Genomic DNA, 23301 nt, shown 5'->3' with positions numbered 1-23301 from the left:
GAAGTTAAGCTACTCATTAATTATAACACTTTTCCCTGTTGCTACCTTTAATTCCAAGATGTCGGCGGGTTGCCCGACGCTTTTTCCCCCCGATCCCTATACCTTACAGAGCCTTACCATCAATGATAGGATGCAATGATAGGATCCAATGATAGGATGGGCGGTGAATGATTAAAACGGTAACGAACACTATGCAAGATAACCTGATAAGGATCGCCACCCGGCAAAGTCCCCTGGCATTGTGGCAAGCCCGGTACGTACAGGGGGAGCTGCTGCGGCATCATCCGAATCTGCGGGTGGAGCTGGTGCCGCTGATAACCCGCGGCGACGTTTTGTTGGACACCCCGCTGGCCAAAGTCGGCGGCAAAGGTTTATTTATCAAGGAACTTGAGCGGGCACTGTTGGAAGACAGCGCCGATATCGCCGTGCATTCCATGAAAGACGTCACGGTTTCCTTTCCCGATGGGCTGGGTTTGGTGACGATTTGCGAACGGGAAGATCCCCGCGATGCCTTTGTCTCTTCCCGTTACCATAGCCTGGAAGATTTACCGCCGGGGGCGGTGCTGGGCACCTCGAGCCTGCGCCGGCAGTGCCAGGTGCGGGAACGCCGGCCGGATTTGATCATCCGCGATCTGCGCGGCAACGTGGGCACCCGTCTGGCCAAGCTGGATCAAGGAGACTACGATGCGGTGATCCTGGCGGTGGCCGGCCTTAAGCGGCTGGGCCTGGAAGATCGTATCCGATCTCCCCTTGAGCCTGAAGCGTGCCTGCCCGCCGTCGGCCAGGGCGCGGTGGGCATCGAATGCCGACTGGACGACAGCCGCACGATCACGCTGCTGGAACCTCTTCATCATCGGGAAACCGCCATTCGGGTCAGCGCCGAACGGGCCATGAACGCCCGTCTTGACGGCGGCTGCCAGGTTCCTATCGGCAGCTATGCCGAAATCCACGGCGACCGGCTGTGGCTGCGGGCCTTGGTGGGCAGTCCGGACGGCAGCCGGGTAATCCGCGCGCAGCGCAGCGCCCCGCTCGCCGAGGCGCAAGCACTGGGCGAGGCGCTGGCGGAAGAACTGCTGCGGGACGGCGCCCGTGAAATTCTCGACCAGGTCTACCGGGGAAACCCGCCGCAATGACGATACTGGTCACCCGCCCATCACCGGCCGGCGAACAGTTGGTCAATCGCCTGCGCTCCCGGGGACAATCCGCCTGGCATTTACCCTTGATTGAATTCTCTCCCGGCGAGGAACTGGCATTATTGCCGTCGCGCCTTGAGGCACTGACTGCGGGGGATATGCTGTTCGCGGTATCCAAATATGCCATTGATTACGCGCATGCTTTGCTGACCCGGCAAGGACTGGCGTGGCCCCCGCAGCTCAATTATTTCGCCGTAGGCCGTACCAGCGGATTACTGCTGCACACCTTGAGCGGATTAAACGTTGACTATCCCCGCGACGGCGAAAGCAGCGAGCATTTGCTCAACCTTCCCGCCCTGCAACGGGTGTCGGGGCGGCGGGCCTTGATTCTGCGCGGTAACGGCGGACGTGAAGTTCTTGAACAGACGCTGCGTCAACGGGGCGTGGACGTCGGTTACTGCGAATGCTACCGCCGCAGCCCGGTGAGTTACGACGGTGATGAGCAAAGTCGGCGATGCCTGCAACTGGGTATAAATACTTTGATCATAACCAGCGGCGAAATGTTACAACAATTCTATACTTTAATTCCTGCTTACTATCGCGACTCCTGGCTGCTTGCCTGCCGGCTGATTGTGGTGAGTGAACGATTAGGGGCGTTAGCCCGCCAATTGGGCTGGACGGATATCGTCGTAGCCGACGCGGCAGACAATGATGCGCTTATGCGCGTGCTGCTCTAAATTCAACATGGGATAGGCCAATATGACGGAACACACTACTCCAACAATGCCGCAGGAAAACGTGACCGGCACAGCGGATAACCCCGGCGCATCCCGGTCCGGAGCAACGGCACCCCCATTAGGCGAGGCGCAGCCGGCGCCGGGAGGCAAAAACGCCCGTCCCGGCGGAGCTAAACCGACCATAGGAATCATCCTGGCGATCATTGCCATTATCCTCGCCCTGCTGCTGGCCGCCGCGCTCTATTCCTACACCGTCCGCCAGGGCAAGGCGCAAGCCGCCGCCGGCCAGCAGCTGCAATCCCGCCTCAGCGAACTGCAGCAGGCGCAACAGCAGCAGCAGCAGCAATTCCAAACCGCTTTGCAACAGCAGGGCCAGGCATTGACCGCCGCCCGGCAGCAGGCGGCGGATCAGACCAGGCAACTGGGGGAATTACGAGAGAAAGTCGCTACTATTTCAGGCTCTGAAGCCAATACATGGCTATTGGCGCAGGCGGATTTTCTGATAAAACTGGCGGGTCGTAAACTGTGGAGCGATCAGGACGTCCTCACCGCCGGCGCATTGCTGAAAAGCGCCGACGCCAGCCTGGCGGACATGAACGACCCCAGTTTGATGCCGGTGCGGCGCGCGATTACCGACGATATCGCCGGTTTGTCCGCCGTCAGCCAGATTGATTTCGATGGCATTATTCTGAAAGTGAATCAACTGTCGAATCAGGTGGATAACCTGCGCCTGGCGGATAACGACAGCGATGAAGCGCCGATGGACGGCGTCGGTGACAGCAAGCTTTCGGGATCGGTGCGCGAATGGCGGCAGAACCTCAGCAAAAGCTGGCATAATTTTATCAATGATTTCATTACTATCCGCCGTAGGGATACCGGCGCCGAACCTTTGCTGGCACCTAATCAGGATATTTATCTGCGGGAAAATATCCGCTCCCGCCTGCTTATCGCCGCCCAGGCGGTGCCTCGCCATCAGAACGAAGTGTATCAACAGTCCCTGGAAACCGTGTCCACCTGGGTACGCGCCTATTTTGATACCGATGACGCCAGCACCCGCGCCTTTCTCGCCGATGTGGACGCCCTGAGCCAGCAAAGCGTGTCCCTGAACGTACCGGATCAGCTGCACAGCCAGCCCCTAATGGAAAAACTGATGCAAACCCGCGTGCGCAACCTGTTGGCGCAACCCACCGCTGCCGCCGCCAGCCAGGGGGAATAGACCATGCTACGGGTATTCTTGCTGCTTATCCTGTTGATTGCCGGCATTGTTATCGGTCCCATGGTGGCCGGTCACCAAGGCTACGTATTGATTCAGACCGACAATTACAATATTGAAACCAGCGTCACAGGCCTCATCATCATATTGATTGTGTCGCTTTCCGTGCTGTTTGTTATCGAAGCAATCCTGCGCAGGGTGTTCCGCACCGGTGCGCGCACGCGGCGTTGGTTCGTCGGCCGTAAAGGCCACAATGCCCGCAGGCACACCAAAGCGGCGATGATGAAGCTGGCCGAAGGGGACTACCGCCAGGTGGAAAAATTATTGACCCGTGACGCCGAGCATGCGGAGCAGCCGGTGGTGAACTACTTGCTCGCCGCTGAAGCCGCCCAGCAGCGGGGGGATGATATCCGGGCCAACCAGCATCTTGAACGCGCCATGGAAGCCGCCGATAGCGATCAGTTGCCGGTGGATATTACCCGGGTCCGGCTGCAGTTGGCGCGCAATGAAAATCATGCTGCCCGCCATGGCGTCGACCATTTATTGTCCATTGCCCCACGGCACCCGGAAGTCTTGCGACTGGCCGAACAGGCGTTTATCCGCACTCATGCCTGGCAGGCGTTGCTGGATATCCTGCCGGCCATGCGTAAAGTCCGCGTCTATGAGGAAGTGAAAATAGATGCGCTGGCCTATCAGGGTTACACCGGCCTGATGGACCAGATTATGGAAAATGAGGGCAGTGAAGGGCTTAACCGCTGGTGGCGCGGCCAGGACCGCAAAACCCGCGGCGATACGCGCCTGCTGGCGGCCCTGGCGGAACATCTTATTGAATGCAATGATCATGAAACCGCACAGGCCATTATCGTCAAAGGGCTGAAAAATCAAAAAGACGAACAGTTGCTGTTGCTGATTCCCCGGCTGAAAACCGGCGATCCCGAACAGTTGGAAAAAGTACTGCGCCTGCAGATTAAACAGCAAGGCGCCACGCCGCTGCTTAACAGTACCATTGGGCAATTGCTGATGAAGCGCGGGGAATGGCAGGGCGCCGCCGAAGCCTTTCGCGCCGCGCTCAAACAGCGGCCGGACGCCCATGACTACGCCTGGCTGGCGGATGTGCTGGATCGCCTGCATTTGCCGGAAGAGTCTGCGCAGATGCGCCGAGACGGTTTGCTGATGACCCTGAAATCGCCGTCGCAATGAAAATCGCCTGTGCATAGGCAAGATTTCACGCTTAGGGAGGTAGTGATAGAGGGATGAGCCGATGCTATAATAACCCCGTCGGAAAAGGCTGACTTGGTTTGGTAAGCCCAAGTCCTTTCGGAAACGAAAGCTCTGTCTCTCCCTTGAGACCCCACGACGAACATCCGATGCCGCTTAGGCATCCATTGTTCGTCCGTGTGGTTCTGCAGTCCGACGAACCGCTCCGGTCGAACGCCGACAAAGGAGCGATCCATGCAAAATCTTTCCCCGGTTTCCCATACAGCGCTGATTACTGGCGTAAGCCGTTCCCTGGGCCTTGGCTTCGCAGTTGCCCGCCAGCTCGCCGAGCAGAATTACCACGTCATCCTTGCCGCCAGGGACGAGACTCAAGCAGAACGGCTAGCGGCAAAACTGCGCGAAGCCGGTCACAATGCGACGGCTCTGCGCCTCGATCTGGCCGACCGGTCTAGTATCTACGAAGCGGCCGATCGCCTCTCCCGCATGATCGATCGTCTCGATGTGCTGGTGAACAACGCGAGCCCCATGCCCGACTTTTGCACCCGTTCGGCGCTGGAAATCGATCTCGATGCGCTTCACTCGGCGTTCGAGATCATCGTGTTCGGCTGCTGGGGTCTGATCCAGTCACTGCTCCCGCTTCTCAGAAAGGCGCCTGCCGCGCGTATTGTCAATGTTTCAAGCGCCGCAGCCCGGCAAATAGAGAACCGCGATTCCGGACCGCTCTTCTCACCCGCCTATTCCCTCGCCAAGCACACCCTCAATACGCTGACGGCCACTCTCGCCGCGGCTCTCGCCGACACGCCGATTCTCATCAATGCTGTGGACCCGGGGCCGGTCGCCAGTCATCCCGAGCGAGGCGACGACGCCTACGACCGTTCTCCGGCCGAAGCCGCCAAGGGCGTCGTCTGGGCGGCAACGCTTGAGGACGGCGGCCCCTCGGGCGGGCTCTTCTACGACGGCAAGCCGATAACCGTGGGCTTGCCATGAGCCTAGCATCGATAGTCAGGCCGCTGGTGTTTTCTAACGTCTATTTCGTCGTCAGGCAACAATGGCCAGACGCCATCTGGCTATCGGCTTTGGTTATTAATGCGATTGCCATACCGATTGTGCTGAGCTTACGGTTTGATTCTGCGGTAAATATTACACAGGGTCAGGAATGATATCTGTCAAAGACGCATGTGGCGGGCGAAGCCTGCGGCGCATAAAAAAAACACTTGCCATCAAGGCAAGTGCATAAGGTCGGATCAAAGACAACAGGTGGTGCCTCACTCAACGGTTTGTCCGGGATGTCTGATGAAAATTCATCAAGAGGATGGACAATAGGCACCCTAATTTGGCTCTGCGTCATTCCCGGGTTTATGAGGCGTAGCTATGAAGCATAAACGCGAACATAAGTGTTGGAATGAGCATCTACATCGAGGCTACTGCATATCCTATGCCATCTAGGCGTTATGGCCGAAAAGAACATTAGGAAACAGGCCCTACAAGCCGACTGCATGAAAAACTCATTAAAATTCATATAATTAAATACCATGACATCCACAAGTTTTTATCCCTCCATCCGGCGTCTATGCCCGAAATCATTATCCCCACAGCCATTAACTGTCCCTGAATAACGACAGTTTTTCTCTCACCAGGAATATAATCATTTTTTTCAATCTGTTAGATGTCGCCATTCAGTGACATTCTATACTAACGGCGTAAGGCTACCGCCATTTATTGCCTATTCACCCCATATGATTTACGTTACCGCAGCGATGGGAGGATGATATGCTGCATTTTCCCACCCTAAAATCTCCCTATTTATGTCATGTTTGTATACACGACGATCTCTAAGGAAATGTGATGAATTTCAAACTCAAACATGCCGTATTGGTGACGACCCTTGCATTGATAAGCCGGACCGCCCTGGCGGATACCACGGCACAGGCGCCCTTCACGCCGGCGCAGCAGGATGCCATCGGCAAAATTGCCGCCGACTATTTGATGGCGCATCCTGAAATATTGGTTCAGGTCAGCCAGAAATTACAGGCGCAACAGGCCCAGGATCAGGCCAGCGCCTTGACCGAAGGCGTGTTGAATAATCAGGCCGCGCTACTCGCCGATAAGGATACTCCCGCGGCAGGTCCGGCGGATGCCAAGGTGGCGGTGGTGGAATTCTTTGATTATCAATGCGTCTACTGCAATCAGATGGCCCCCATCATGGAATCCGTGATGCAGGCTAACGGCAAGGTGAAATTTGTCTTCAAGGAGTGGCCGATTTTCGGCGGCCGCTGGCAGCCGTCCATCACCGCCGCCGAAACCGGCCTGAGCGTGTGGAAAGAGCAAGGCGCCAAAGGGTATATCGCTTATCACAACGGGATCTATAAAACCGGCCACAACGAGGGCAAGTTGACTGATGAAGATATCTCCGGCGTGCTTAAACAAATCCATTTCCCACAGCCGTCGGCGGCGGAACTCCATAAAAATGTCGCCACGCTGGGCCATATCAACGAGCTGGCGCAGCAAATCGGTTTTAGCGGCACCCCCGGCTTCGTCATTATGCCCACTTCAGGCGCCACCAAAGACAATATCACCGTTTTTGCCGGCGCGGTTGATCAGGAAGCCTTACAAGCCGCCATCGATAAAGCCGCCGGCCATTAACCGCATCTGAATGTGACCCGGCATGGGCCGCCATGCCGGGAATTATTCCCCGGAAAGCGTTATATTCAGGCCTGAATGGTTCTTAAGCGCTGTTCGCCCAGCCCTTCCACGCCCAAACGCATGGTTTGACCGGCCCGGAGATATACGGGTTGTGGTTTTTGCCCCATGCCCACGCCCGGTGGCGTCCCGGTGGCGATGATATCGCCGGATTGCAAGCTCATGAACCGGCTCAGATAACTGATAACGTGCCTGACGCCGAAAATCATCGTACCGGTATTGCCGTTCTGGTAACGCTTGCCGTCAACCTCCAGCCATAAATTCAACGCCTGGGGATCGGGAATTTCATCTGCGGTCACCAGCCAGGGACCAATGGGCCCGAAGGTATCGCAACCCTTGCCCTTATCCCAGGTGCCGCCCCGCTCGATTTGCCATTCGCGTTCGGAGATATCGTTCACCACACAATAACCGGCCACATGATCCAGGGCATCCTGCTCGCTGATATAGCGGCCCCCTTGGCCAATAACGACGCCCAATTCCACTTCCCAGTCGGTTTTGACCGATTCCCGTGGAATTTGCACCTCATCGTTCGGCCCGATAATCGCGCTGGTCCACTTATTGAATACAATAGGTTCCCCGGGGATCGCCGCGCCGGTTTCAGCGGCATGGTCTGCGTAATTGAGGCCGATGCAGATAAATTTTCCCACGCCGCCGACGCAAGGCCCCAGCCGGGGCTCGCCGCCCACCAGTGGTAACTGCTGGATATCCAATCCGCGCAGGACATCAAGGGAAGCCGGCAATAATGCGCTACCGCCCACATCCAGAATATATTTATCTAGACTGCGAATTCGGCCGTGATTATCCAGTATGCCGGGACGTTCTTCTCCGGGTAGACCATAACGCAATAATTTCATTCATTGCCCCCATTCTAAGATTGTTTTAACTTTGCTTTTTGACATATTCGTGCCAAAGAGTACGAATTAAAAGTGTAAGATCGCATACGCACCGGCGACCACCATTTTTTATCAAAAACGATAAGTCACACAATTACTGGGGATAAAGGAAGTCAGGCAAGAGCAGCAGGCTGGAGAATTGTTTCAAATATTTACTTGAAAGAAGCAGAAACCCTTATTTATTAGGGTCGTCAAAAGTATAGCATCTCACTTTAGGTAAAACGATGAGCATCTTTTTTCGAGTTACTTCAGTGCTTCAAGACCCGACGTTTTTATCAACGCATTGACTTTCTCAACTTTAAGATCATCCATACTGGCATAAAGGTAAAATTTCCCTTCAAAATAGGCATAATGCACATAATATGTTTCAATAGTGCTAATTTCCAGTTTCTGCGCCGCCTCGCTTTTCGGCCCTATATTTATATTATTATCAATTTCATGTATCACTTCTCTCGGGTAGGGTTTTTCGAGTATTTGTCCACCTAAGGAACCGCCAATCATTAAAAATTTAGCCACAAGGGCCTCCCAAATCAGTCACGGAGATTAATGCTCATTAACATGAGTGACTTGCCTCTTTCGACATAAAGATGTCCCGTCTAACCTAGGTTTTGATCAAGCAACAATCTGCTAAGACGGGGAAATAACCGGAATGGAGCACCAACTGCCTCAACACCCTTTTTAATCCGCGCTGAGCAAGCCGATAGCTTGAAAATGAATTTTTACAGAGGCAACGGTTTCGGAACCGATCTTTTGATTAACTCATCGGTTTCAAGTGCAGATAACGTTTTCCCTGAAAATGCCACCGCGTATCGCTGTCCGTCAGCGCTGATATGAACAACCGTATCATAACTCCTGGCAATCGGGGCTGATTTTCTCTTTTTGCTTTGGGCCATACCCATCAAGGTCATCTTTGGCACCACCAAGATACGCCCAATTTGAAATTCACCCCGATAAACGGATGTTTCCCCGTCGTTTTCAATTAATAAGAAATCAACTTCCATTCGTCACCTCTCATCGACTCTTATGCGTTGTAAAGGGCACATGCTTTATCTTCTGGCGAATTTCAAACTGCCTGGCAAAAATCACGGCTTCCAGGAAAGGTTTCCTGAATATATTTTCAGCACCGTACAACATGCGTAGGCTGTTTGATAGATATAAGCTTTTTTACCGATACCCGCAGGATATTTTATCCTTCCAAAGTCCGACTTAATTTTTCATATAACCATCCCGCCTGCGATTATTCTCGGCTATCGGTCATATGGCAGTTTTGCTGTCCATAAATAATCACTTTTTGACGTTCTCATGGCAGAAAAAGGTATTTTCAGCCGATTTTTCAATTGAACGACGCTAATTTCTTCCTAAAACACGTCAAATTCAATTTATATTTATGATAGGTAACATCAGTGATGTTCAGTTAAAAGTACCCATATACCAGCCTACTCTGTTTTCCTCAACATACCAGTCATCCTTGTGTAAGAGGACGAGAAAATGCGTAGAATCTCTAAACAAGTATAGAGCAAATTTCAGATTCGTCTTTGGGGCAAAACGGTGATTGATCTTTATCGCTGGGTTGACAACATAGGGATGCGCTGGCGCCCTACCGGCCAATGTCAGGAGGTTATAACGAGAATGCGGGAGACGCTACAAACAAAAAAAAACAGCAAGTTAAAATAACTTACTGTTTTTCAGTATTTTTTAGCTCAGACCGAAGGTCCACAGACTAAGCTTACAAGGAATTTGGTCGGCGAGAGAGGATTCGAACCTCCGACCCACTGGTCCCAAACCAGTTGCGCTACCAAGCTGCGCTACTCGCCGATTTTTTGCATTTATACATTTTCTGACGCAGCATACTACAAGCCACTGCATTAACAGCCGCCGTTTACGCGGAAAGGCTATACAGGGAAAAACACAGGATGCCGACAATCGATATATCAAGGTTGTGGTGCGAAGAGAGGGACTTGAACCCTCACGTCCGTAAGGACACTAACACCTGAAGCTAGCGCGTCTACCAATTCCGCCACCTTCGCATGCCCACTGATTCTGGGGTGACTGATGGGACTCGAACCCACGACAACTGGAATCACAATCCAGGGCTCTACCAACTGAGCTACAATCACCATTACCAAATACCGCAACGCGGCGAAGCAACTGCTACAGCACTTGCGCACTAAAAATGGTGCGCCCGACAGGATTCGAACCTGAGACCTCTGCCTCCGGAGGGCAGCGCTCTATCCAGCTGAGCTACGGGCGCTTAGCGCCGTTGCGGGTGGGGATAGTACGGAATCGCGGCCTGACTGTCTAGTGCTTTTTCATACTTTTGATGTGTTTGATGACGCTTTGCTCATTTCCTGCCCATTAAAGGCGCCCGCTGACATAATAACCCACAAAACGTAAAAGTTTGCACTGGCGCCAAATACGGCCCGGCTGGCTCATCAGCCGATAGAGCCATTCCAGGCCCATATTCCGCCAGATGAGAGGAGCGCGCTTGACATGTCCGGTAAAAACATCATAAGTGCCGCCTACGCCCATATACAGCGCGTCCGGGTGATAGCGACGGCACTCGTACATGATGTTTTCCTGCCGGGGCGATCCCATTGCCACGGTAACGATGGCCGCACCGCTCTCACGGATCAGATTGTAAAGAGCGGGCTTTTCATCTTCAGTGAAATAACCGTCCCGACAACCGACAATGGCGACGTTCCATCTGGCGCGCAGCATTGCCGCGGTTTGCTCCAGCACCGCCGGCCGGCCGCCGACAAGAAATACCGGCGTACCCTCCTTTCCCGCCCGCTCCATGATGCCTTCCCATAAATCGGCGCCGGCGACGCGGGTAACCCGGGCTGAGGCGTATTTGCGGCGGATGGAACGCACGATGCTGATGCCGTCGGCATATTTGATTTCCGCTTTATCGAGCAGGGCAAACAAGGCGGCGTCCCGTTCGGCCTTTAACACCTTCTCGGCATTCATCGCCACCAGACAGCCGCTTTTGACCCGCTGGCCGTCAAACAGGTAATCCACACAGTGTTGTTGATCGCGAAAGCCCCAGATAGCCAAACCGCGAATCCGATACTGAGGTACCCCGTCAATGTTATCCATGTTTTTTATCCTTGCAGAGGGGTGATTATAACGCCTCTGTCGTTCCGCGCGGCTGTCGGGGCCGGATCAGGCCCGCACGGTCAAGCAACCAAAAAAGCAATTTAGCCAGTACCAGGCAAAATCCGTAGATCAAACAAAAAAACACCACCCGGGATACGAACGCATCAACGCCTTCCCGGGCCAGCACAATGATATTAAATACCGCGCCAAAACAGAACGCCTGCAATATTGCCGAGCGATAGCGATCGGACGCCGCCTTGCCATGCTCATATAAGGTATCGAATCCCTTAAGAATCAGGCCCACCGCGATAGCACCGAGGGGAATGAATACAACGCCCCCCATCACCAGTAAAGAACCGATAAGGGTCGGGGAAATCGCCAGGCCGGAATGGTTATCCAATACATTCCAAGTGAAATAATTGGCGGTATTCAACACCAGACTAGGCCGTTCCGGCCAGACCCAGCCGGGGATGAAAACATAAAAATCCCGGATAATCGGCGCCAGTCCCTGAAAAATGATTTTATCGTAATTTTGCAATAGCAGCGCCAGGTTTTCCCAGGGGGAGAACGTATCGCGCGTCAGATACAAAAAAGTGTAAAAAGCTTCGTCGCCTTTGACATTCAGTCCATAGCGCTTCAGCGCCAGCCAGAACATGCCCGCAATCGCCATCACCCCTGCCCCACCCAGCACCCACAGGCTTATCCAGCCGCGCTGTATCCCGATAAACAGGAACAGGGCAAAGGCGATAATGATATTGGCCCGGGTCCCTCCCACCACCATATAGGTGAAGATGCCGAAGGCAACGGTACTGAGCAGGAACAGCAGCCAGCTGCGGCGATGGGGATTGAGAAAATAGAGCACCAGCATTGCCGGGATAAAGAAATAGAAAAACCGTTTAAGCGCCACATCGGAGACATCGCGGGAAAAAATCTGGCTATAGGATTGCAGGCGAAACAGCAGGAAACCGTTGTGTATAAAAAAGACCCCCACGGTACCCACGGCAATGAGCGCCAGTAATATCCAAACCAGATGGGTCTCTACCCGGTTAAACGCCAGCAGCCCGAGGGGGCGGGTTTGCGTTGGGGCAAACCAGCGTGTTTTATAGCTGACATAATACACTCCGTAAAATGACGTAGCCGCCAGTAAGGCGTACATCAGGTATTCCGCGGGCACCACCTGGACGTTATAACGGAAGGCCAGCACGCAGGTGAACGGAAATCCCAGATAAAAGGTCAGCAGGTAGAGCACCGAGAAAAAAACGTTGAAGTTAAATCTGATGCGTCTGAATTCCCGATAGGTCAGCGTCAGGACAAATACCAGTCCCAGCAGATACACGAGCAATAATCCGCCAAACTGCCCCAGCGTCATAGGGTGGTCCCCGCCGCAACGGCCAGCGCACGCCGCCAGCCCTGCATATAATTGGGATAGAAAAACGCGATACGGCTTTTGTCCACGGCGGCCAGCTGCCGCTGCGCTTCCCCTACCACCGCCGTATCCAGGGTACCGCCATGGAATAATACCGGCACCTGCTGCTCCGTTAAATCCCGCCAGAACGGATTTTGCCGGCTCAGCACGAAGGGCACGCCGAACTGAATCAGCAGGCAAAGCGTACCGATGCCCTGCTGTCGGTTAAAAAGAAAATAGCCCAGATCGCATCGCCGCAGCAAGGAGAGATAGTCTGCAAAGACCACCGGTTCGGTTAATAACTCCAACTGCTCCGGGGGAAAATACTTTTCCGCTTCCGCCCGTACCCGGGCGATATAGCCGTCATTGTTCGACGGATAGCCCATGGGTATAACGATCCGTACCTGGGCGCCGAATTGCCGGTGGATGGATTGCAGCCCCTCCAGATGCCGGTTGGAGCTATCGCCGGAATTGCCCAGCAGGATGGTCAATGTTTTGCCCGCCGGCATCGCCGGACGGGCATAAGACAGGTCGGGATCCATGCGGGTGGGGAAATAGAGCGGCTCGCACGGCACCTTGGGATAACGCGGTTGATAAACCGAGAGATCCCCAAGCGTAGCGAACACGTGTCCGATGCGGCCCTGGGCGCGGCGGCGCAGCAGATAAAACAGGCGATGTTTCCACTGAACGGATTCCTCATATAAATCCGCCCCCCAAATATGCCAGCTCACCCTCGCCGCGGGTAGCCGGCCGGTGAGCAGCGCCAGCCATAAGCCGGCATTAAACTGCCCGTGCAGGAAAAAACGCGCAGTAGGGTCGGCGGCGGCGCGCTTGATGACAGCCTGCGCCAAGGCGGGTTTATCCGCATAGGCAGCAATGTCCAACGCCGGGAAGTCCGAATAGCGGGCGAAATCAGACGCCGCCACCATAAAATGCCGCACCTGTTCAGCCGGCAAAGCTCCGGCCAGGCGGTCATTGAAAAATTTCATAACCGTCACATTGTGATGGGGTATATCGGCACCCAATACGTGGATCAGCAAAGTCATTTTTTCCTGGAATAGAGAGTAAACACGCCGCCGCAAAGTAAAAAATAGACGATATAGGTTGCCATATAGGCCTGGGTCGCGCCAAGGGCCCCATGAAGAGGGATAAGCCATTGGGAAAAGCCGGTCAACAGAATAAATTGGCTCAATTCAGTCAGAAGATAAAAGCGCAAAGAGGCTTTGGCAATCACCAGATAACCAAATACGTAAGCACCCACTTTCAGTACATCTCCAATCAGCTGCCAGGCAAAAAGATCGCGCATTGCATCGAACTGTGCGGACAGCAGCAAACGGATGGCAATATCGCGCAATAGCCACAGCATCAGGCTGACGACGGCCACCGCCGGCAGCACGAACAACAGCGTGCGGCCGATTTCTTTGCTGATATCGCGCTTATCGGTCAAGCGCGCCAGCGTGGGCAGCAGATAGACGGTAAACGAGGCGGTGATGAATTGGAGATAAGCGTCGGAAATGCTGCTGACGCCCTGCCAGATACCCACTTCCGCCCAGCTGTAATGGCGCGCCAGCAAATTTCGCATCAGGATGTAGGCTACCGGCAGGGTAAAGGAGGTCATCAGCGCCATCAGGGTGAACTTGCCAAGCTCAGTGGCCAGGATCCGATCCCATGCCGGGCGCAAATCGGCCAGGCGAACCTTACGCCGTCGGGCAACGATCAGGGCCGCCGGCAGCAGGGTGGCGGCCGGTACCAGCGCCACACCGGCCAGGGCCCCCTGATAGCCGCCAAGATAATAACTAAGAAAGTAAGCGCCCGCTCCCAGTATGCTGCCGGAGCCCACGGCCAAGGCATTTCCCGCCGCATCGCGAAATCCTTTCAGAATGGCCAGCATCAGGTTGGCATAGGCGATACCGAGCTGAATAAACGCCACGGCGTAGATCACATACCGATATTGGTCATGACCGAACAGGACGCGGCTTATAGGTCCGGCGGTCCACAGGAACACCAGCGCCAGCAGGACGGAAGACCCCAGCACCAGGGTGGAACCGGTACCCAGCACTCTGCGCAGCGACTCCGGCTGGTGCTGATACTGCGCCACATACTTGGTGATGCCGTTGAAAATACCGGCTCCGGACAGTACGCCCAGCACCGTCACCAACTGCCTGAAATTGCCCGCCTGGCCGACGCCGCCGGGTCCGAAGGAGACCGCCAGCAGCTTCACCACCAGCAGGCCGGCGCCGATCTTTACCAGCGTCGACGCGGCGGTCCATAATGACGCCCCCGCCAGCGACATATCAGGAGAAATATCCGTTTATGGCGTCGATAATCCGGGATTGAACATCGTCGGTAAGATTGTAGAACAGCGGCAAACGCACCAGCCGGCGGCTTTCCCGGCCGGTAAAGCGCTCTTCGCCGTGGAAGCGGCCGAAACGCTGTCCCGCCGGGCTGTCATGGAGGGGGATATAGTGGAATACCGTCAGGATATCCGCCGCCTTCATATGGTTGATAAATGCCGTACGATCGTGGATATCCCGTAACTTCAGGTAAAACATATGGCCGTTTTGCACGCAGCCCGGCGCGATAAAGGGGATATCGATGCGCCCCTGCTCCGCCAGGGGCGACAACGCGTTCCGGTAGCGGTGCCACAAGGCCAGGCGGCGTTGGTTAATCTCATCCGCCGCCTGCAACTGCCCCCAGAGATAGGCGGCCTGTATATCCGCCATGAGATAGCTGGAACCGATATCCCTCCAGGTGTATTTATCCACCTGGCCGCGAAAGAACTGGCTGCGGTCAGTGCCTTTTTCCCTGATGATTTCCGCGCGCTCAATCAGCGCCGGGTCATTTATCAGCGTGGCGCCGCCCTCACCCCCCGCCGTGTAGTTTTTGGTCTCATGGAAACTGAAACAGCCGATATGGCCGATGGTGCCGAGAGCCTTGCCTTTATAGGTGGACATGACGCCTTGGGCGGCATCCTCCACCACAAACAGCCGGTATTTTTTCGCCAGCGCCATGATAGGGTCCATGTCGCAGGCCACGCCGGCATAGTGAACCGGCACGATAACGCGGGTTTTCTCGGTGATGGCCGCTTCAATCAGGGTTTCGTCCATATTCAGGGTATCCGGGCGGATATCCACGAATACGATGACGGCGCCGCGCAGCACAAAGGCATTGGCGGTGGAGACAAAAGTGTAGCTGGGCATGATCACTTCATCACCGGGGCGGATATCCAGCAAAATAGCCGCCATCTCCAGCGACGCGGTGCAGGAAGGGGTCAGCAATACCTTGGCGCTGCCGAAACGCTGTTCCAGCCACTGCTGGCAGCGCTGGGTAAAACCACCGTCGCCGCAGAGTTTGCCGCTGCCCATCGCCGAGCGGATAAAATCGATTTCAGTGCCCACCACCGGCGGTGCGTTAAACGGAATCATATGTTCACCTGTATAACCAATAAGCGGCGCCGTCAATGGTCGCTCCGCATGCTATGTATAGCCGTAACGCGGCGATATTGCCGGTCTGGGTTGCCACCCGCAGGCGTTTCTTGTGACGATCGCGGCACCAGTCCTGGGCCGCGTTAAACAGCAGGCGGCCGATGCCCCGGCCGCCGAATACCGGGTCCACCGCCAGCAGCCCGATACGCGCCTCGCCAGCAGAGATATCCCGCAGGGTCGCCATGCCGATGACGGCCCCCGGAGGGCCGGCTACCAGGCAGCAGTGATCAAAACGCCCCAGCACGGCGTTCTCGGCCCACAGGGCGTAAAAACGGCTGCTGTCCGGGCTGGAATACCAAGGCTCACGAAACCGGCTCAGGGTAAATGCAGTGGAGGCCATGGCGCGCAATGCCGGAATATCCGCCGCCCCGGCAAGACGAATTTCCGCGGGGAGGCCTGAATTGGCCTCGGATTGAACGTTTTTGTCCTTGGCGGGTTTGAGGGTCGGTGTTATTTCAACGCTGAGGTCGGTTTCACCCTCAACAAGACGAAAGCCCAGAGCCGCCAGCGCATCAAGCTGCTGCGGACACTGGGCCGCCACTTTGGCCTGGACGATTTTGAAGGCGTCCAGGCCGGCTGACGACACCGGCGGAGCCGCCGGGTCAAAGACCAGTTTGCCGCTGGCGAAACCGAAAAAATCGCTTTCCCAGCGCAAAGGTTCAATATTGGCGTGGACGGGCATGAAGTAAATTCACCAGATATTGGCCGTAGCCGGTTTTTGACAATGCCTGGGCCGCGCGGCGCACGCCGTCGTCATCCAGCCAACCGTTACGCCAGCCGATCTCCTCCAGGCAGGCGATTTTAAATCCCTGGCGTTTTTCCACCGTCTGCACAAACATACTGGCCTCGATCAGGCTGTCGTGAGTGCCGGTATCCAGCCAGGCGAAGCCCCGGCCAAGGAGCTGCACCTGCAACTGGTCGCGCTCCAGGTACATCTGGTTAATGGAAGTGATCTCCAGTTCGCCGCGGGATGACGGTGTGACTTGTTTGGCGAACTCTATCACCTGGGCGTCATAAAAATAGAGGCCGGTAACCGCCCAATTGGATTTGGCCTTGATCGGTTTCTCTTCGAGCGACAATGCCCGAAAATTATCATCGAATTCAACCACGCCGAAGCGTTCTGGATCCATTACCTGATATCCGAAAATAGTCGCGCCCTGGGTGCGCGCCGCCACCTCCCTGAGTTTCGGACTGAACCCCTGGCCGAAGTAGATATTATCCCCCAGCACCAGGCAGCAGGGTTCACCGGCGATAAAGGCTTCGCCGATCAGAAAAGCCTGCGCCAGTCCATCGGGACTTGACTGAGCGGCATAGCTCAGGCGGATACCGAACTCGTCGCCGTTGCCCAGCAATCGCCGGTAAGAAGGCTGGTCCTCGGGTGTGGTGATGATCAGGATGTCACGGATACCGGCCAGCATCAGCACCGACAAGGGATAATAAATCATCGGCTTGTCATATACGGGTAACAGCTGTTTGGACACGCCGCGGGTGATGGGATGTAGGCGGGTGCCGGAGCCGCCCGCCAGAACGATGCCTTTCATAGGCTCTCCTGCCGTCGTTTCATGAAATACAGCCGTGACCGGACACCAACCGGTCCGGCCGCAGACGGAGCCTCAGCGAGCCAGCCCCAGACGTTCGCCGGCATAGGTACCGTCCTGCACTCTACGCCACCAGGCCGGATTTGAAAGATACCATTGCACGGTTTTACGCAAACCGCTGTCGAATGTCTCCCGCGGCAGCCAGCCCAATTCACGTTCGATCTTCCCGGCGTCGATGGCATAGCGGCGATCGTGCCCCGGCCTGTCGGTGACAAACTGGATTAAATCGAGAAAATTCACCACTCCGGCCGGTTTGGTTACCCCACTATCTTCCAAGATCCCGCAGATAGAGGCCACAACGTCGATATTTTTACGTTCGTTATGGCCGCCGATATTATAAGTTTCACCGATTTTCCCCGCCTCTGCCACCCGATACAAGGCCCGTGCGTGATCTTCCACATACAGCCAGTCGCGAATCTGCCCGCCGTCGCCGTATACCGGCAACGGTTTTCCCGCCAAGGCATTCAAGATGACCAGCGGAATCAGCTTTTCCGGAAACTGATAGGGACCGTAATTATTGGAACAATTGGTGATAAGCGTGGGCAAACCAAAAGTCCGCAGCCAGGCCCGCACCAGATGATCGCTGGCGGCTTTGGAAGCGGAATAGGGACTGCTGGGGGCATAAGGGGTATTTTCGGTAAACAGGTCCTGGGAGGCGCCAAGATCCCCGTACACTTCATCGGTGGAAATATGGTGCAGACGAAACGCCGCTTGCTTTACCCGGTCAAGCGTCTGCCAATAGCGCAGAGCCGCTTCAAGAAGGATATAAGTACCGTTGATATTGGTGTGGATAAACTCCGCCGGCCCGTCGATGGAGCGATCCACATGGCTTTCCGCCGCCAGATGCATGATAAGGTCGGGCCGGTAGGTCTGCAAAAGCCGGTCCAGCGCCGGGCCGTCGCAAATATCCAGCCGTTGGAAATGATAGCGTTCATCCCCTGCGACAGGCTCCAGGGAGTCCAGGTTGCCGGCATAGGTCAGCTTATCCGCCACCAGCACGCTGTCCGGGGTAGCGGTGATGATATGTCTGACCAGCGCGGAACCGATAAACCCGGCGCCGCCGGTAACCAGTATCCGCTTCACCGCCAAACCCCCCTTGTATCCACCAACCATTTCTGGCGTATTACCGAGGGCGGCAGCGCTTTGAACTGACGATGATCCACCAGCATTACCAGCACATCCGCCCGGTTGAGCGCATCCTCCAGCGCGGTGAGGGCGGCATGCCCGGCCAACGCCTCGGGCAGTTGCCGGACATTGGGTTCAACCACCAGGGTCGTGCCCTGATGCCAGGATACTATCCGTTGGACAATGGATACCGCCGGACTTTCGCGTAAATCATCGATATCCGGTTTAAACGCCAGCCCGAAACAGGCGATAATCACCTCCCCTGCCCGTTTATTGGTTTCAAACAGGCACTCCGCCACCGCTGACTTCACCTGTTCCACCACCCAGGCCGGCTTATCATCGTTCACCAGGCGCGCGGTGCGGATCAAGCGCGCCTGCTGCGGGTTCTGCGCGACGATAAACCAGGGATCCACCGCAATGCAGTGGCCGCCCACGCCGGGGCCGGGCTGTAAAATATTTACCCGCGGATGGCGATTGGCCAGACGGATAAGCTCCCACACATTGATGCCCTGCTCGGCGCAAATCAGCGACAGCTCATTGGCGAAGGCAATATTCACATCCCGGAAGCTGTTTTCCGTGAGCTTGCACATCTCGGCGGTACGGGAGCCGGTAATGACACATTCGCCTTCCAGAAAGAGTCGATAAAGCTCGCTGGCGCGCGCGGAACAGCGCGGGGTCATCCCGCCGATCACCCGATCGTTTTTAATCAGTTCGGCCACGATTTTGCCCGGCAAGACCCGCTCCGGGCAGTAAGCGATATTGATATCCGCCAGCTCACCCGCCGTCTGGGGAAAATGCAGATCGGGACGCGCATCCGCCAGCCATAACGCCATTTGTTCAGTGGTGCCCACCGGCGAGGTGGATTCAAGAATTACCAGGTCCCCCGGTTTTAATATCGGCGCCAGGGAGAGGGCCGCCGCCCGGACATAGGTCAGATCCGGCTCATGGCCGTCTTTAAACGGGGTCGGTACCGCGATCAGAAAGGCGTCCGCCGCCTCGGGACGGGTCACCGCCCGCAGATAACCATCGTCAACAGCGCTCTTGACCAGCCGCGCCAGATCCGGCTCGATAATATGAATTTCGCCGCGGTTGATGGTATCCACCGCCCGTTGGTTGACATCCACCCCCACCACGTGTTTCTGGCGAGAGGCGAACGCCGCAGCGGTCGGCAGACCGATGTAGCCCAGCCCGATGACGGAAATCGTGTCAAAACTCATACTTTCACCTGATGATTTTTTAATGCTTCGATTATTCGCCGGCACGCTTGTCCATCACCGTAAGGGTTATGAGCCCGACTCATGGCCTGATATTCATCGACGTCATTAAGCAAGGTCGACACCGCCGCCTGTATCCTGGCGGGATCGGTCCCCACCAGCAGTACCGTGCCCGCCGCTACCGCCTCGGGCCGCTCGGTGGTGTCACGCATCAGCAGGACCGGTTTACCCAGGGAAGGCGCTTCCTCCTGAATACCGCCGGAGTCGGTGAGAATCATGTAAGCCCGATCCATAAGATAGACAAACGGCAGATAATCCTGCGGATCGATGAGTTTGATATTGGCTATGCCGCTCAGAATACGGTTAACCGGTTCGCTGACGTTGGGGTTCAGATGCACTGGATACACCACCTGAACCTCGGGATGGTTGCGGGCAATATGGGCCAATGCGCTGCATATGCGCTCAAAACCATCGCCAAAACTCTCCCGGCGGTGGCCGGTAACCAGAATCAGTTTTTTTTGTCCATCAAGAAAATCGTAGCGCTGCTCAAGGGAGGCGCGCAAGGCGGCGTTATTCAAGACGCGATCGCGCACCAAAAACAGCGCATCGACAACGGTGTTGCCGGTGATGAAAATCCTTTCCGCCGCCAAACCCTCGCGCAAGAGATTTTGCCGGGCGTTTTCGGTGGGAGAGAAATGATACATGGCCAGATGGCCGGTCAGTTTACGATTGGCTTCTTCCGGCCAGGGCGAGTAAAGATTGCCGGTGCGCAATCCCGCTTCCACATGGCCCACCGGAATATGGTGATAGAATGCCGCCAGGCTGGTGGCCAGGGTGGTGGTGGTGTCGCCGTGCACCAGCACCACATCGGGCTCAAACGACTGCAAAACCGGTTTCATTCCGGTAAGGATCCGGCTGGTGATTTCCGTCAGCCCTTGATCCGGCTGCATGATATTCAAATCGTAATCGGGAATGATATTGAAAAGACGCAAAACCTGATCCAGCATCTCCCTGTGCTGGGCCGTGACGCAAATTCTTGACTCGAAGGCCGGATCATTGGCCAGGGCCAAGATCAACGGTGCCATTTTAATGGCTTCCGGCCTGGTGCCGAAGACACTCAACACTTTCACAGCAATTCCCTTCCGTCTCGTGTAAGCCACCGGGATGGCTCGTATAAGTTCTGCCGCGTGGCGGGCGAAGCATCTATCCGGATTGATGCCCGGTCTAACCCGTCATACTTCCAGTTGCCGGTGCGTTGGCGTTCCCGCAACTCGAATTATTCAGGGTAGACTTTGTGCTGCGGCAACATCATAGACGGCGGCTTAACGCTATCCCTGCGCCCACCAGCACACCCATGGCACCCCAGAGAATGAGCAGGAAAACCCGGCGAGGTCTGTCGCGTTTTACCGGTTCCTCGGGCGTTCTTAAATAACGATATGTCTGGAATTTATGTTGCAATGCCGGTCCTACATTCAGCGTAGCCAACATTGCGCGATTCTGATCGTACTCCAGGTCAAAATTGGGCCCGGCGGCCTGCAATGCCGACAGCCTGGCTTGCAATACCGGTTGCCCCAGCAGGTAAAGGGCGGATTGAGGTAAAGACTCCGCCGGCGTATCGGTTTGACTATGGCTTATGCCTTGCCGCTTGGCAATCTCCAATGCTTGCCGAAGCGCATTCACATCCCGTTCAAACATGGCCTGGGACACCGCTTCCTGACGCTTGACCTGGGCCTTAAGTGAGATGGCACGGGCCGTCCAGGCGCCGGTGACATCTTCGTTCAGAACCCCGTCCGCGCGCTGGTTGGCATAAGCGACATACGCGCGCAGCAGCGTATTGGCATCCGCCGCCGTTTCGGCCGTCAATGTCACCTGGTCCGGCAACTTTTTCGCATCGTCGCGGGGAACGAACTGAACGTTATTGATCATCTCGTCCAGCAGCAGCGCATCGGCACGGGAACGTCCCTCTTTACGGGCAATGTAATAAGCGCTCTGTAGCCAGAAATCACGCCGGGTATCATAGGAGGAGAGCTGGCGGATAAACTCCTGGTAGGCTTCATCCCCGATAGACGGCATATCCGACGTCGGCAAGGTAGAGTTTTTCACATCCAGGTTACGTAAAAATTGCTGTTGTGAGAAATAACTGCCCAACATATTCACCGTCGGCCGATCGGTGATGGCGGTAGCGGTCCATTCCTGCTTCACCAATAGAGAGTAGATCAAGGCGCACGCGGCAAAAATCGCCGCCATGGCGACAATCCAGCGCTTGCCGCGCCATAACCGGAGAACAAGACCGCGAATATCCAGTTCATTATCCAGTCGGGGGTCGTGTGAGGAAGCATGTTTATCTGGTGTCATTTCCGTCCCGAAGTGCGGCCGGCCGGTAATCTTTTATCGCCGAACCGCCGCTTTGTCCGCTTTACGAAGCGCGCTACTCGCCAGGCGCATTTAAGCAAATAGCCATAAAGCAAGAATACCAGCACGAATAAAATCAGCATCACGGATTCAGGCCAGACCAGCCAGCGTTCTCCCGCGACGCCGAAAGCAGCCAGCAAAGCTGCGGTAACGGTAATAATAACAAAGGCTTGTCTGGAACTAAAGCCGGCTCGCATAATTAGGTGGTGGATGTGCTGCCGATCGGGAGAAAACGGGCTCATTCCCTTGCGCATCCTGCGGTACATAATGGCTATCATGTCCATGAGCGGAACGGCGATAATCCACAATGCGGTAACCGGGCGCATTGGATGGCCGTCGCCTTGGGTGCTTTGCAAAATTAGCCAGATGATGCTGAATCCGATCATGGTGCTGCCGGCGTCGCCCATAAACACTTTGTAATGCCGGCCAAATATGCCGAGGTTAAGCAGGATATAGGGCAAGATGGCGGCAATCAGGGCAAAGCACCACATCCCCAGGGCAAAATCATTGTCCAGCCATAGGAGTATGCCCATAGCGCCAAGGGAAACGCAGGACAGTCCTCCCAGCAGACCGTCAATACCGTCCATCATGTTAAAGGCGTTAATTGAGGCCCATACAGCGAATAGGGTAACCAGATAGCCAAACAGTCCGAGCAGCATCTCCCATGGGCCGAAGATGAACCCCAGGCTACTCATATAAAGACCGCCGAAAACCATCATGGCAATTGCGACTAATGCCTGAATGGCGGCGCGGGATATAACACTGATATCGTATTTATCATCAAGAGCACCCGTAATGACCAGAATGCCCGCGCATAATAAATAGAGTTCGATATGGGGTACGGCAAGATCAGTATAAATGAAAGTGAAACAGATACCGGCAAAGATTGATATGCCGCCCACCAGCGGGATCTGCCCTTGATGGCGTTTGCGGTAATTGGGCCGGTCCACCAGACCTATCTTCTTGGCAATCTTGCGCAGAAAAAACAAAAAAACCATTGAGAACAGAAAAATGGCAATAAAATCAGTACTCATATTGAGTAAGTTCACAATAGAAAGCTCTCTGCATCCAT

At 55.4% G+C, this 23301-nt stretch carries 21 protein-coding genes and 4 tRNA genes; 6 read left to right on the top strand and 19 right to left on the bottom strand.

The features are described from left to right. Positions 1–191 precede the first annotated feature (191 nt). From hemC to ACL2XO_RS02950, 6 genes are all read left to right on the top strand, one after another. Positions 192–1133 (top strand): hydroxymethylbilane synthase, encoded by a 942-nt coding sequence (hemC, locus tag ACL2XO_RS02975; protein ID WP_413726366.1) that lies wholly within the window; start codon positions 192–194, stop codon positions 1131–1133. After that, the gene (hemD, locus tag ACL2XO_RS02970; RefSeq protein WP_413742147.1) at positions 1130–1870 is read left to right on the top strand and encodes a uroporphyrinogen-III synthase; all 741 of its coding nucleotides are present in this window, start codon (positions 1130–1132) and stop codon (positions 1868–1870) included. Before hemC ends, hemD begins: the two co-directional genes overlap by 4 nt. A 22-nt stretch (positions 1871–1892) precedes the next feature. Next, the gene (hemX, locus tag ACL2XO_RS02965) at positions 1893–3086 is read left to right on the top strand and encodes a uroporphyrinogen-III C-methyltransferase (RefSeq protein ID WP_413726365.1); all 1194 of its coding nucleotides are present in this window, start codon (positions 1893–1895) and stop codon (positions 3084–3086) included. Positions 3087–3089: 3 nt separating this feature from the next. Further along, positions 3090–4283: a protoheme IX biogenesis protein HemY gene (hemY, locus tag ACL2XO_RS02960; protein ID WP_132923811.1), complete on the top strand. Its 1194-nt coding sequence runs from the start codon at positions 3090–3092 to the stop codon at positions 4281–4283. A 252-nt stretch (positions 4284–4535) separates the two neighbouring features. Further along, positions 4536–5288, top strand: coding sequence for an SDR family NAD(P)-dependent oxidoreductase (locus ACL2XO_RS02955; protein ID WP_413742146.1), 753 nt, complete (start codon positions 4536–4538; stop codon positions 5286–5288). Positions 5289–6146: 858 nt separating this feature from the next. Further along, positions 6147–6944, top strand: coding sequence for a DsbA family protein (locus ACL2XO_RS02950; protein WP_413742145.1), 798 nt, complete (start codon positions 6147–6149; stop codon positions 6942–6944). Positions 6945–7009: 65 nt separating this feature from the next. On the opposite strand, the gene ACL2XO_RS02945 is transcribed toward ACL2XO_RS02950, so the two are convergent. From ACL2XO_RS02945 to wecA, 19 genes are all read right to left on the bottom strand, one after another. Beyond that, the gene (locus tag ACL2XO_RS02945) at positions 7010–7855 is read right to left on the bottom strand and encodes a fumarylacetoacetate hydrolase family protein (RefSeq protein ID WP_132923814.1); all 846 of its coding nucleotides are present in this window, start codon (positions 7853–7855) and stop codon (positions 7010–7012) included. 282 nt (positions 7856–8137) lie between these two features. Beyond that, entirely contained in the window at positions 8138–8410 is a 273-nt protein-coding gene (locus ACL2XO_RS02940) for a hypothetical protein (protein WP_413742144.1), read from the bottom strand. A 203-nt stretch (positions 8411–8613) separates the two neighbouring features. Beyond that, the gene (locus ACL2XO_RS02935) at positions 8614–8895 is read right to left on the bottom strand and encodes a hypothetical protein (protein WP_413726359.1); all 282 of its coding nucleotides are present in this window, start codon (positions 8893–8895) and stop codon (positions 8614–8616) included. A 737-nt stretch (positions 8896–9632) separates the two neighbouring features. Beyond that, positions 9633–9709: transfer RNA gene (locus tag ACL2XO_RS02930), tRNA-Pro, on the bottom strand. Positions 9710–9834: 125 nt separating this feature from the next. Beyond that, a tRNA-Leu gene (locus ACL2XO_RS02925) sits at positions 9835–9921 on the bottom strand. Positions 9922–9935: 14 nt separating this feature from the next. Then, a tRNA-His gene (locus ACL2XO_RS02920) sits at positions 9936–10011 on the bottom strand. A 57-nt stretch (positions 10012–10068) separates the two neighbouring features. After that, positions 10069–10145: transfer RNA gene (locus ACL2XO_RS02915), tRNA-Arg, on the bottom strand. 104 nt (positions 10146–10249) lie between these two features. Then, a complete protein-coding gene (wecG, locus tag ACL2XO_RS02910) occupies positions 10250–10990 on the bottom strand; it encodes a lipopolysaccharide N-acetylmannosaminouronosyltransferase (RefSeq protein WP_413726358.1) in 741 nt (246 codons plus the stop codon). A 25-nt stretch (positions 10991–11015) separates the two neighbouring features. Next, positions 11016–12359 carry an ECA oligosaccharide polymerase gene (gene wzyE / locus ACL2XO_RS02905; protein ID WP_413742143.1) on the bottom strand — a complete coding sequence of 448 codons (1344 nt, stop codon included), beginning with the start codon at positions 12357–12359 and terminating at the stop codon, positions 11016–11018. Further along, the gene (locus tag ACL2XO_RS02900; protein ID WP_413742142.1) at positions 12356–13441 is read right to left on the bottom strand and encodes a TDP-N-acetylfucosamine:lipid II N-acetylfucosaminyltransferase; all 1086 of its coding nucleotides are present in this window, start codon (positions 13439–13441) and stop codon (positions 12356–12358) included. The genes wzyE and ACL2XO_RS02900 overlap by 4 nt, the downstream gene beginning before the upstream one ends. Next, positions 13438–14688 (bottom strand): lipid III flippase WzxE, encoded by a 1251-nt coding sequence (gene wzxE / locus ACL2XO_RS02895; RefSeq protein WP_413742141.1) that lies wholly within the window; start codon positions 14686–14688, stop codon positions 13438–13440. Before wzxE ends, ACL2XO_RS02900 begins: the two co-directional genes overlap by 4 nt. 1 nt (position 14689) lies before the next feature. Then, positions 14690–15820, bottom strand: coding sequence for a dTDP-4-amino-4,6-dideoxygalactose transaminase (gene rffA / locus ACL2XO_RS02890; protein ID WP_132923821.1), 1131 nt, complete (start codon positions 15818–15820; stop codon positions 14690–14692). Positions 15821–15824: 4 nt separating this feature from the next. Beyond that, positions 15825–16562 (bottom strand): dTDP-4-amino-4,6-dideoxy-D-galactose acyltransferase, encoded by a 738-nt coding sequence (gene rffC / locus ACL2XO_RS02885; RefSeq protein WP_413742140.1) that lies wholly within the window; start codon positions 16560–16562, stop codon positions 15825–15827. Continuing rightward, the gene (gene rfbA, locus ACL2XO_RS02880) at positions 16540–17421 is read right to left on the bottom strand and encodes a glucose-1-phosphate thymidylyltransferase RfbA (RefSeq protein WP_413726353.1); all 882 of its coding nucleotides are present in this window, start codon (positions 17419–17421) and stop codon (positions 16540–16542) included. Before rfbA ends, rffC begins: the two co-directional genes overlap by 23 nt. 72 nt (positions 17422–17493) lie before the next feature. After that, positions 17494–18561 carry a dTDP-glucose 4,6-dehydratase gene (gene rfbB / locus ACL2XO_RS02875; protein ID WP_413726352.1) on the bottom strand — a complete coding sequence of 356 codons (1068 nt, stop codon included), beginning with the start codon at positions 18559–18561 and terminating at the stop codon, positions 17494–17496. Beyond that, positions 18558–19820 carry a UDP-N-acetyl-D-mannosamine dehydrogenase gene (wecC, locus tag ACL2XO_RS02870; protein ID WP_413742139.1) on the bottom strand — a complete coding sequence of 421 codons (1263 nt, stop codon included), beginning with the start codon at positions 19818–19820 and terminating at the stop codon, positions 18558–18560. Before wecC ends, rfbB begins: the two co-directional genes overlap by 4 nt. Beyond that, positions 19817–20947 (bottom strand): non-hydrolyzing UDP-N-acetylglucosamine 2-epimerase, encoded by a 1131-nt coding sequence (wecB, locus tag ACL2XO_RS02865; RefSeq protein ID WP_413726350.1) that lies wholly within the window; start codon positions 20945–20947, stop codon positions 19817–19819. The genes wecC and wecB overlap by 4 nt, the downstream gene beginning before the upstream one ends. 178 nt (positions 20948–21125) lie before the next feature. Beyond that, positions 21126–22172 (bottom strand): ECA polysaccharide chain length modulation protein, encoded by a 1047-nt coding sequence (wzzE, locus tag ACL2XO_RS02860; protein ID WP_132923827.1) that lies wholly within the window; start codon positions 22170–22172, stop codon positions 21126–21128. Beyond that, positions 22169–23278: a UDP-N-acetylglucosamine--undecaprenyl-phosphate N-acetylglucosaminephosphotransferase gene (gene wecA / locus ACL2XO_RS02855; protein ID WP_413726349.1), complete on the bottom strand. Its 1110-nt coding sequence runs from the start codon at positions 23276–23278 to the stop codon at positions 22169–22171. Before wecA ends, wzzE begins: the two co-directional genes overlap by 4 nt. Positions 23279–23301: the final 23 nt, after the last annotated feature.

It is taken from the genome of Sodalis sp. RH15, from assembly GCF_047324255.1.
Lineage (GTDB): Bacteria > Pseudomonadota > Gammaproteobacteria > Enterobacterales > Enterobacteriaceae > Acerihabitans > Acerihabitans ligni.
Note: the sequence above shows the minus strand (reverse complement) of the source record. Positions and strands in the feature narration are given on the sequence as shown.

Bases quoted from the DNA above. Each gene is read 5' to 3' on its own strand.
- hemC (WP_413726366.1), top strand. From the start codon at position 192: ATGCAAGATAACCTGATAAGGATCGCCACCCGGCAAAGTCCCCTGGCA.
- rffC (WP_413742140.1), bottom strand. From the start codon at position 16,562: ATGCCCGTCCACGCCAATATTGAACCTTTGCGCTGGGAAAGCGATTTT.
- rffA (WP_132923821.1), bottom strand. From the start codon at position 15,820: ATGATTCCGTTTAACGCACCGCCGGTGGTGGGCACTGAAATCGATTTT.
- ACL2XO_RS02945 (WP_132923814.1), bottom strand. From the start codon at position 7,855: ATGAAATTATTGCGTTATGGTCTACCCGGAGAAGAACGTCCCGGCATA.
- ACL2XO_RS02950 (WP_413742145.1), top strand. From the start codon at position 6,147: ATGAATTTCAAACTCAAACATGCCGTATTGGTGACGACCCTTGCATTG.
- hemX (WP_413726365.1), top strand. From the start codon at position 1,893: ATGACGGAACACACTACTCCAACAATGCCGCAGGAAAACGTGACCGGC.
- wecC (WP_413742139.1), bottom strand. From the start codon at position 19,820: ATGAGTTTTGACACGATTTCCGTCATCGGGCTGGGCTACATCGGTCTG.
- hemY (WP_132923811.1), top strand. From the start codon at position 3,090: ATGCTACGGGTATTCTTGCTGCTTATCCTGTTGATTGCCGGCATTGTT.
- wecG (WP_413726358.1), bottom strand. From the start codon at position 10,990: ATGGATAACATTGACGGGGTACCTCAGTATCGGATTCGCGGTTTGGCT.
- ACL2XO_RS02935 (WP_413726359.1), bottom strand. From the start codon at position 8,895: ATGGAAGTTGATTTCTTATTAATTGAAAACGACGGGGAAACATCCGTT.
- rfbA (WP_413726353.1), bottom strand. From the start codon at position 17,421: ATGAAAGGCATCGTTCTGGCGGGCGGCTCCGGCACCCGCCTACATCCC.
- wzzE (WP_132923827.1), bottom strand. From the start codon at position 22,172: ATGACACCAGATAAACATGCTTCCTCACACGACCCCCGACTGGATAAT.
- hemD (WP_413742147.1), top strand. From the start codon at position 1,130: ATGACGATACTGGTCACCCGCCCATCACCGGCCGGCGAACAGTTGGTC.
- wzxE (WP_413742141.1), bottom strand. From the start codon at position 14,688: ATGTCGCTGGCGGGGGCGTCATTATGGACCGCCGCGTCGACGCTGGTA.
- ACL2XO_RS02900 (WP_413742142.1), bottom strand. From the start codon at position 13,441: ATGACTTTGCTGATCCACGTATTGGGTGCCGATATACCCCATCACAAT.
- ACL2XO_RS02955 (WP_413742146.1), top strand. From the start codon at position 4,536: ATGCAAAATCTTTCCCCGGTTTCCCATACAGCGCTGATTACTGGCGTA.
- wzyE (WP_413742143.1), bottom strand. From the start codon at position 12,359: ATGACGCTGGGGCAGTTTGGCGGATTATTGCTCGTGTATCTGCTGGGA.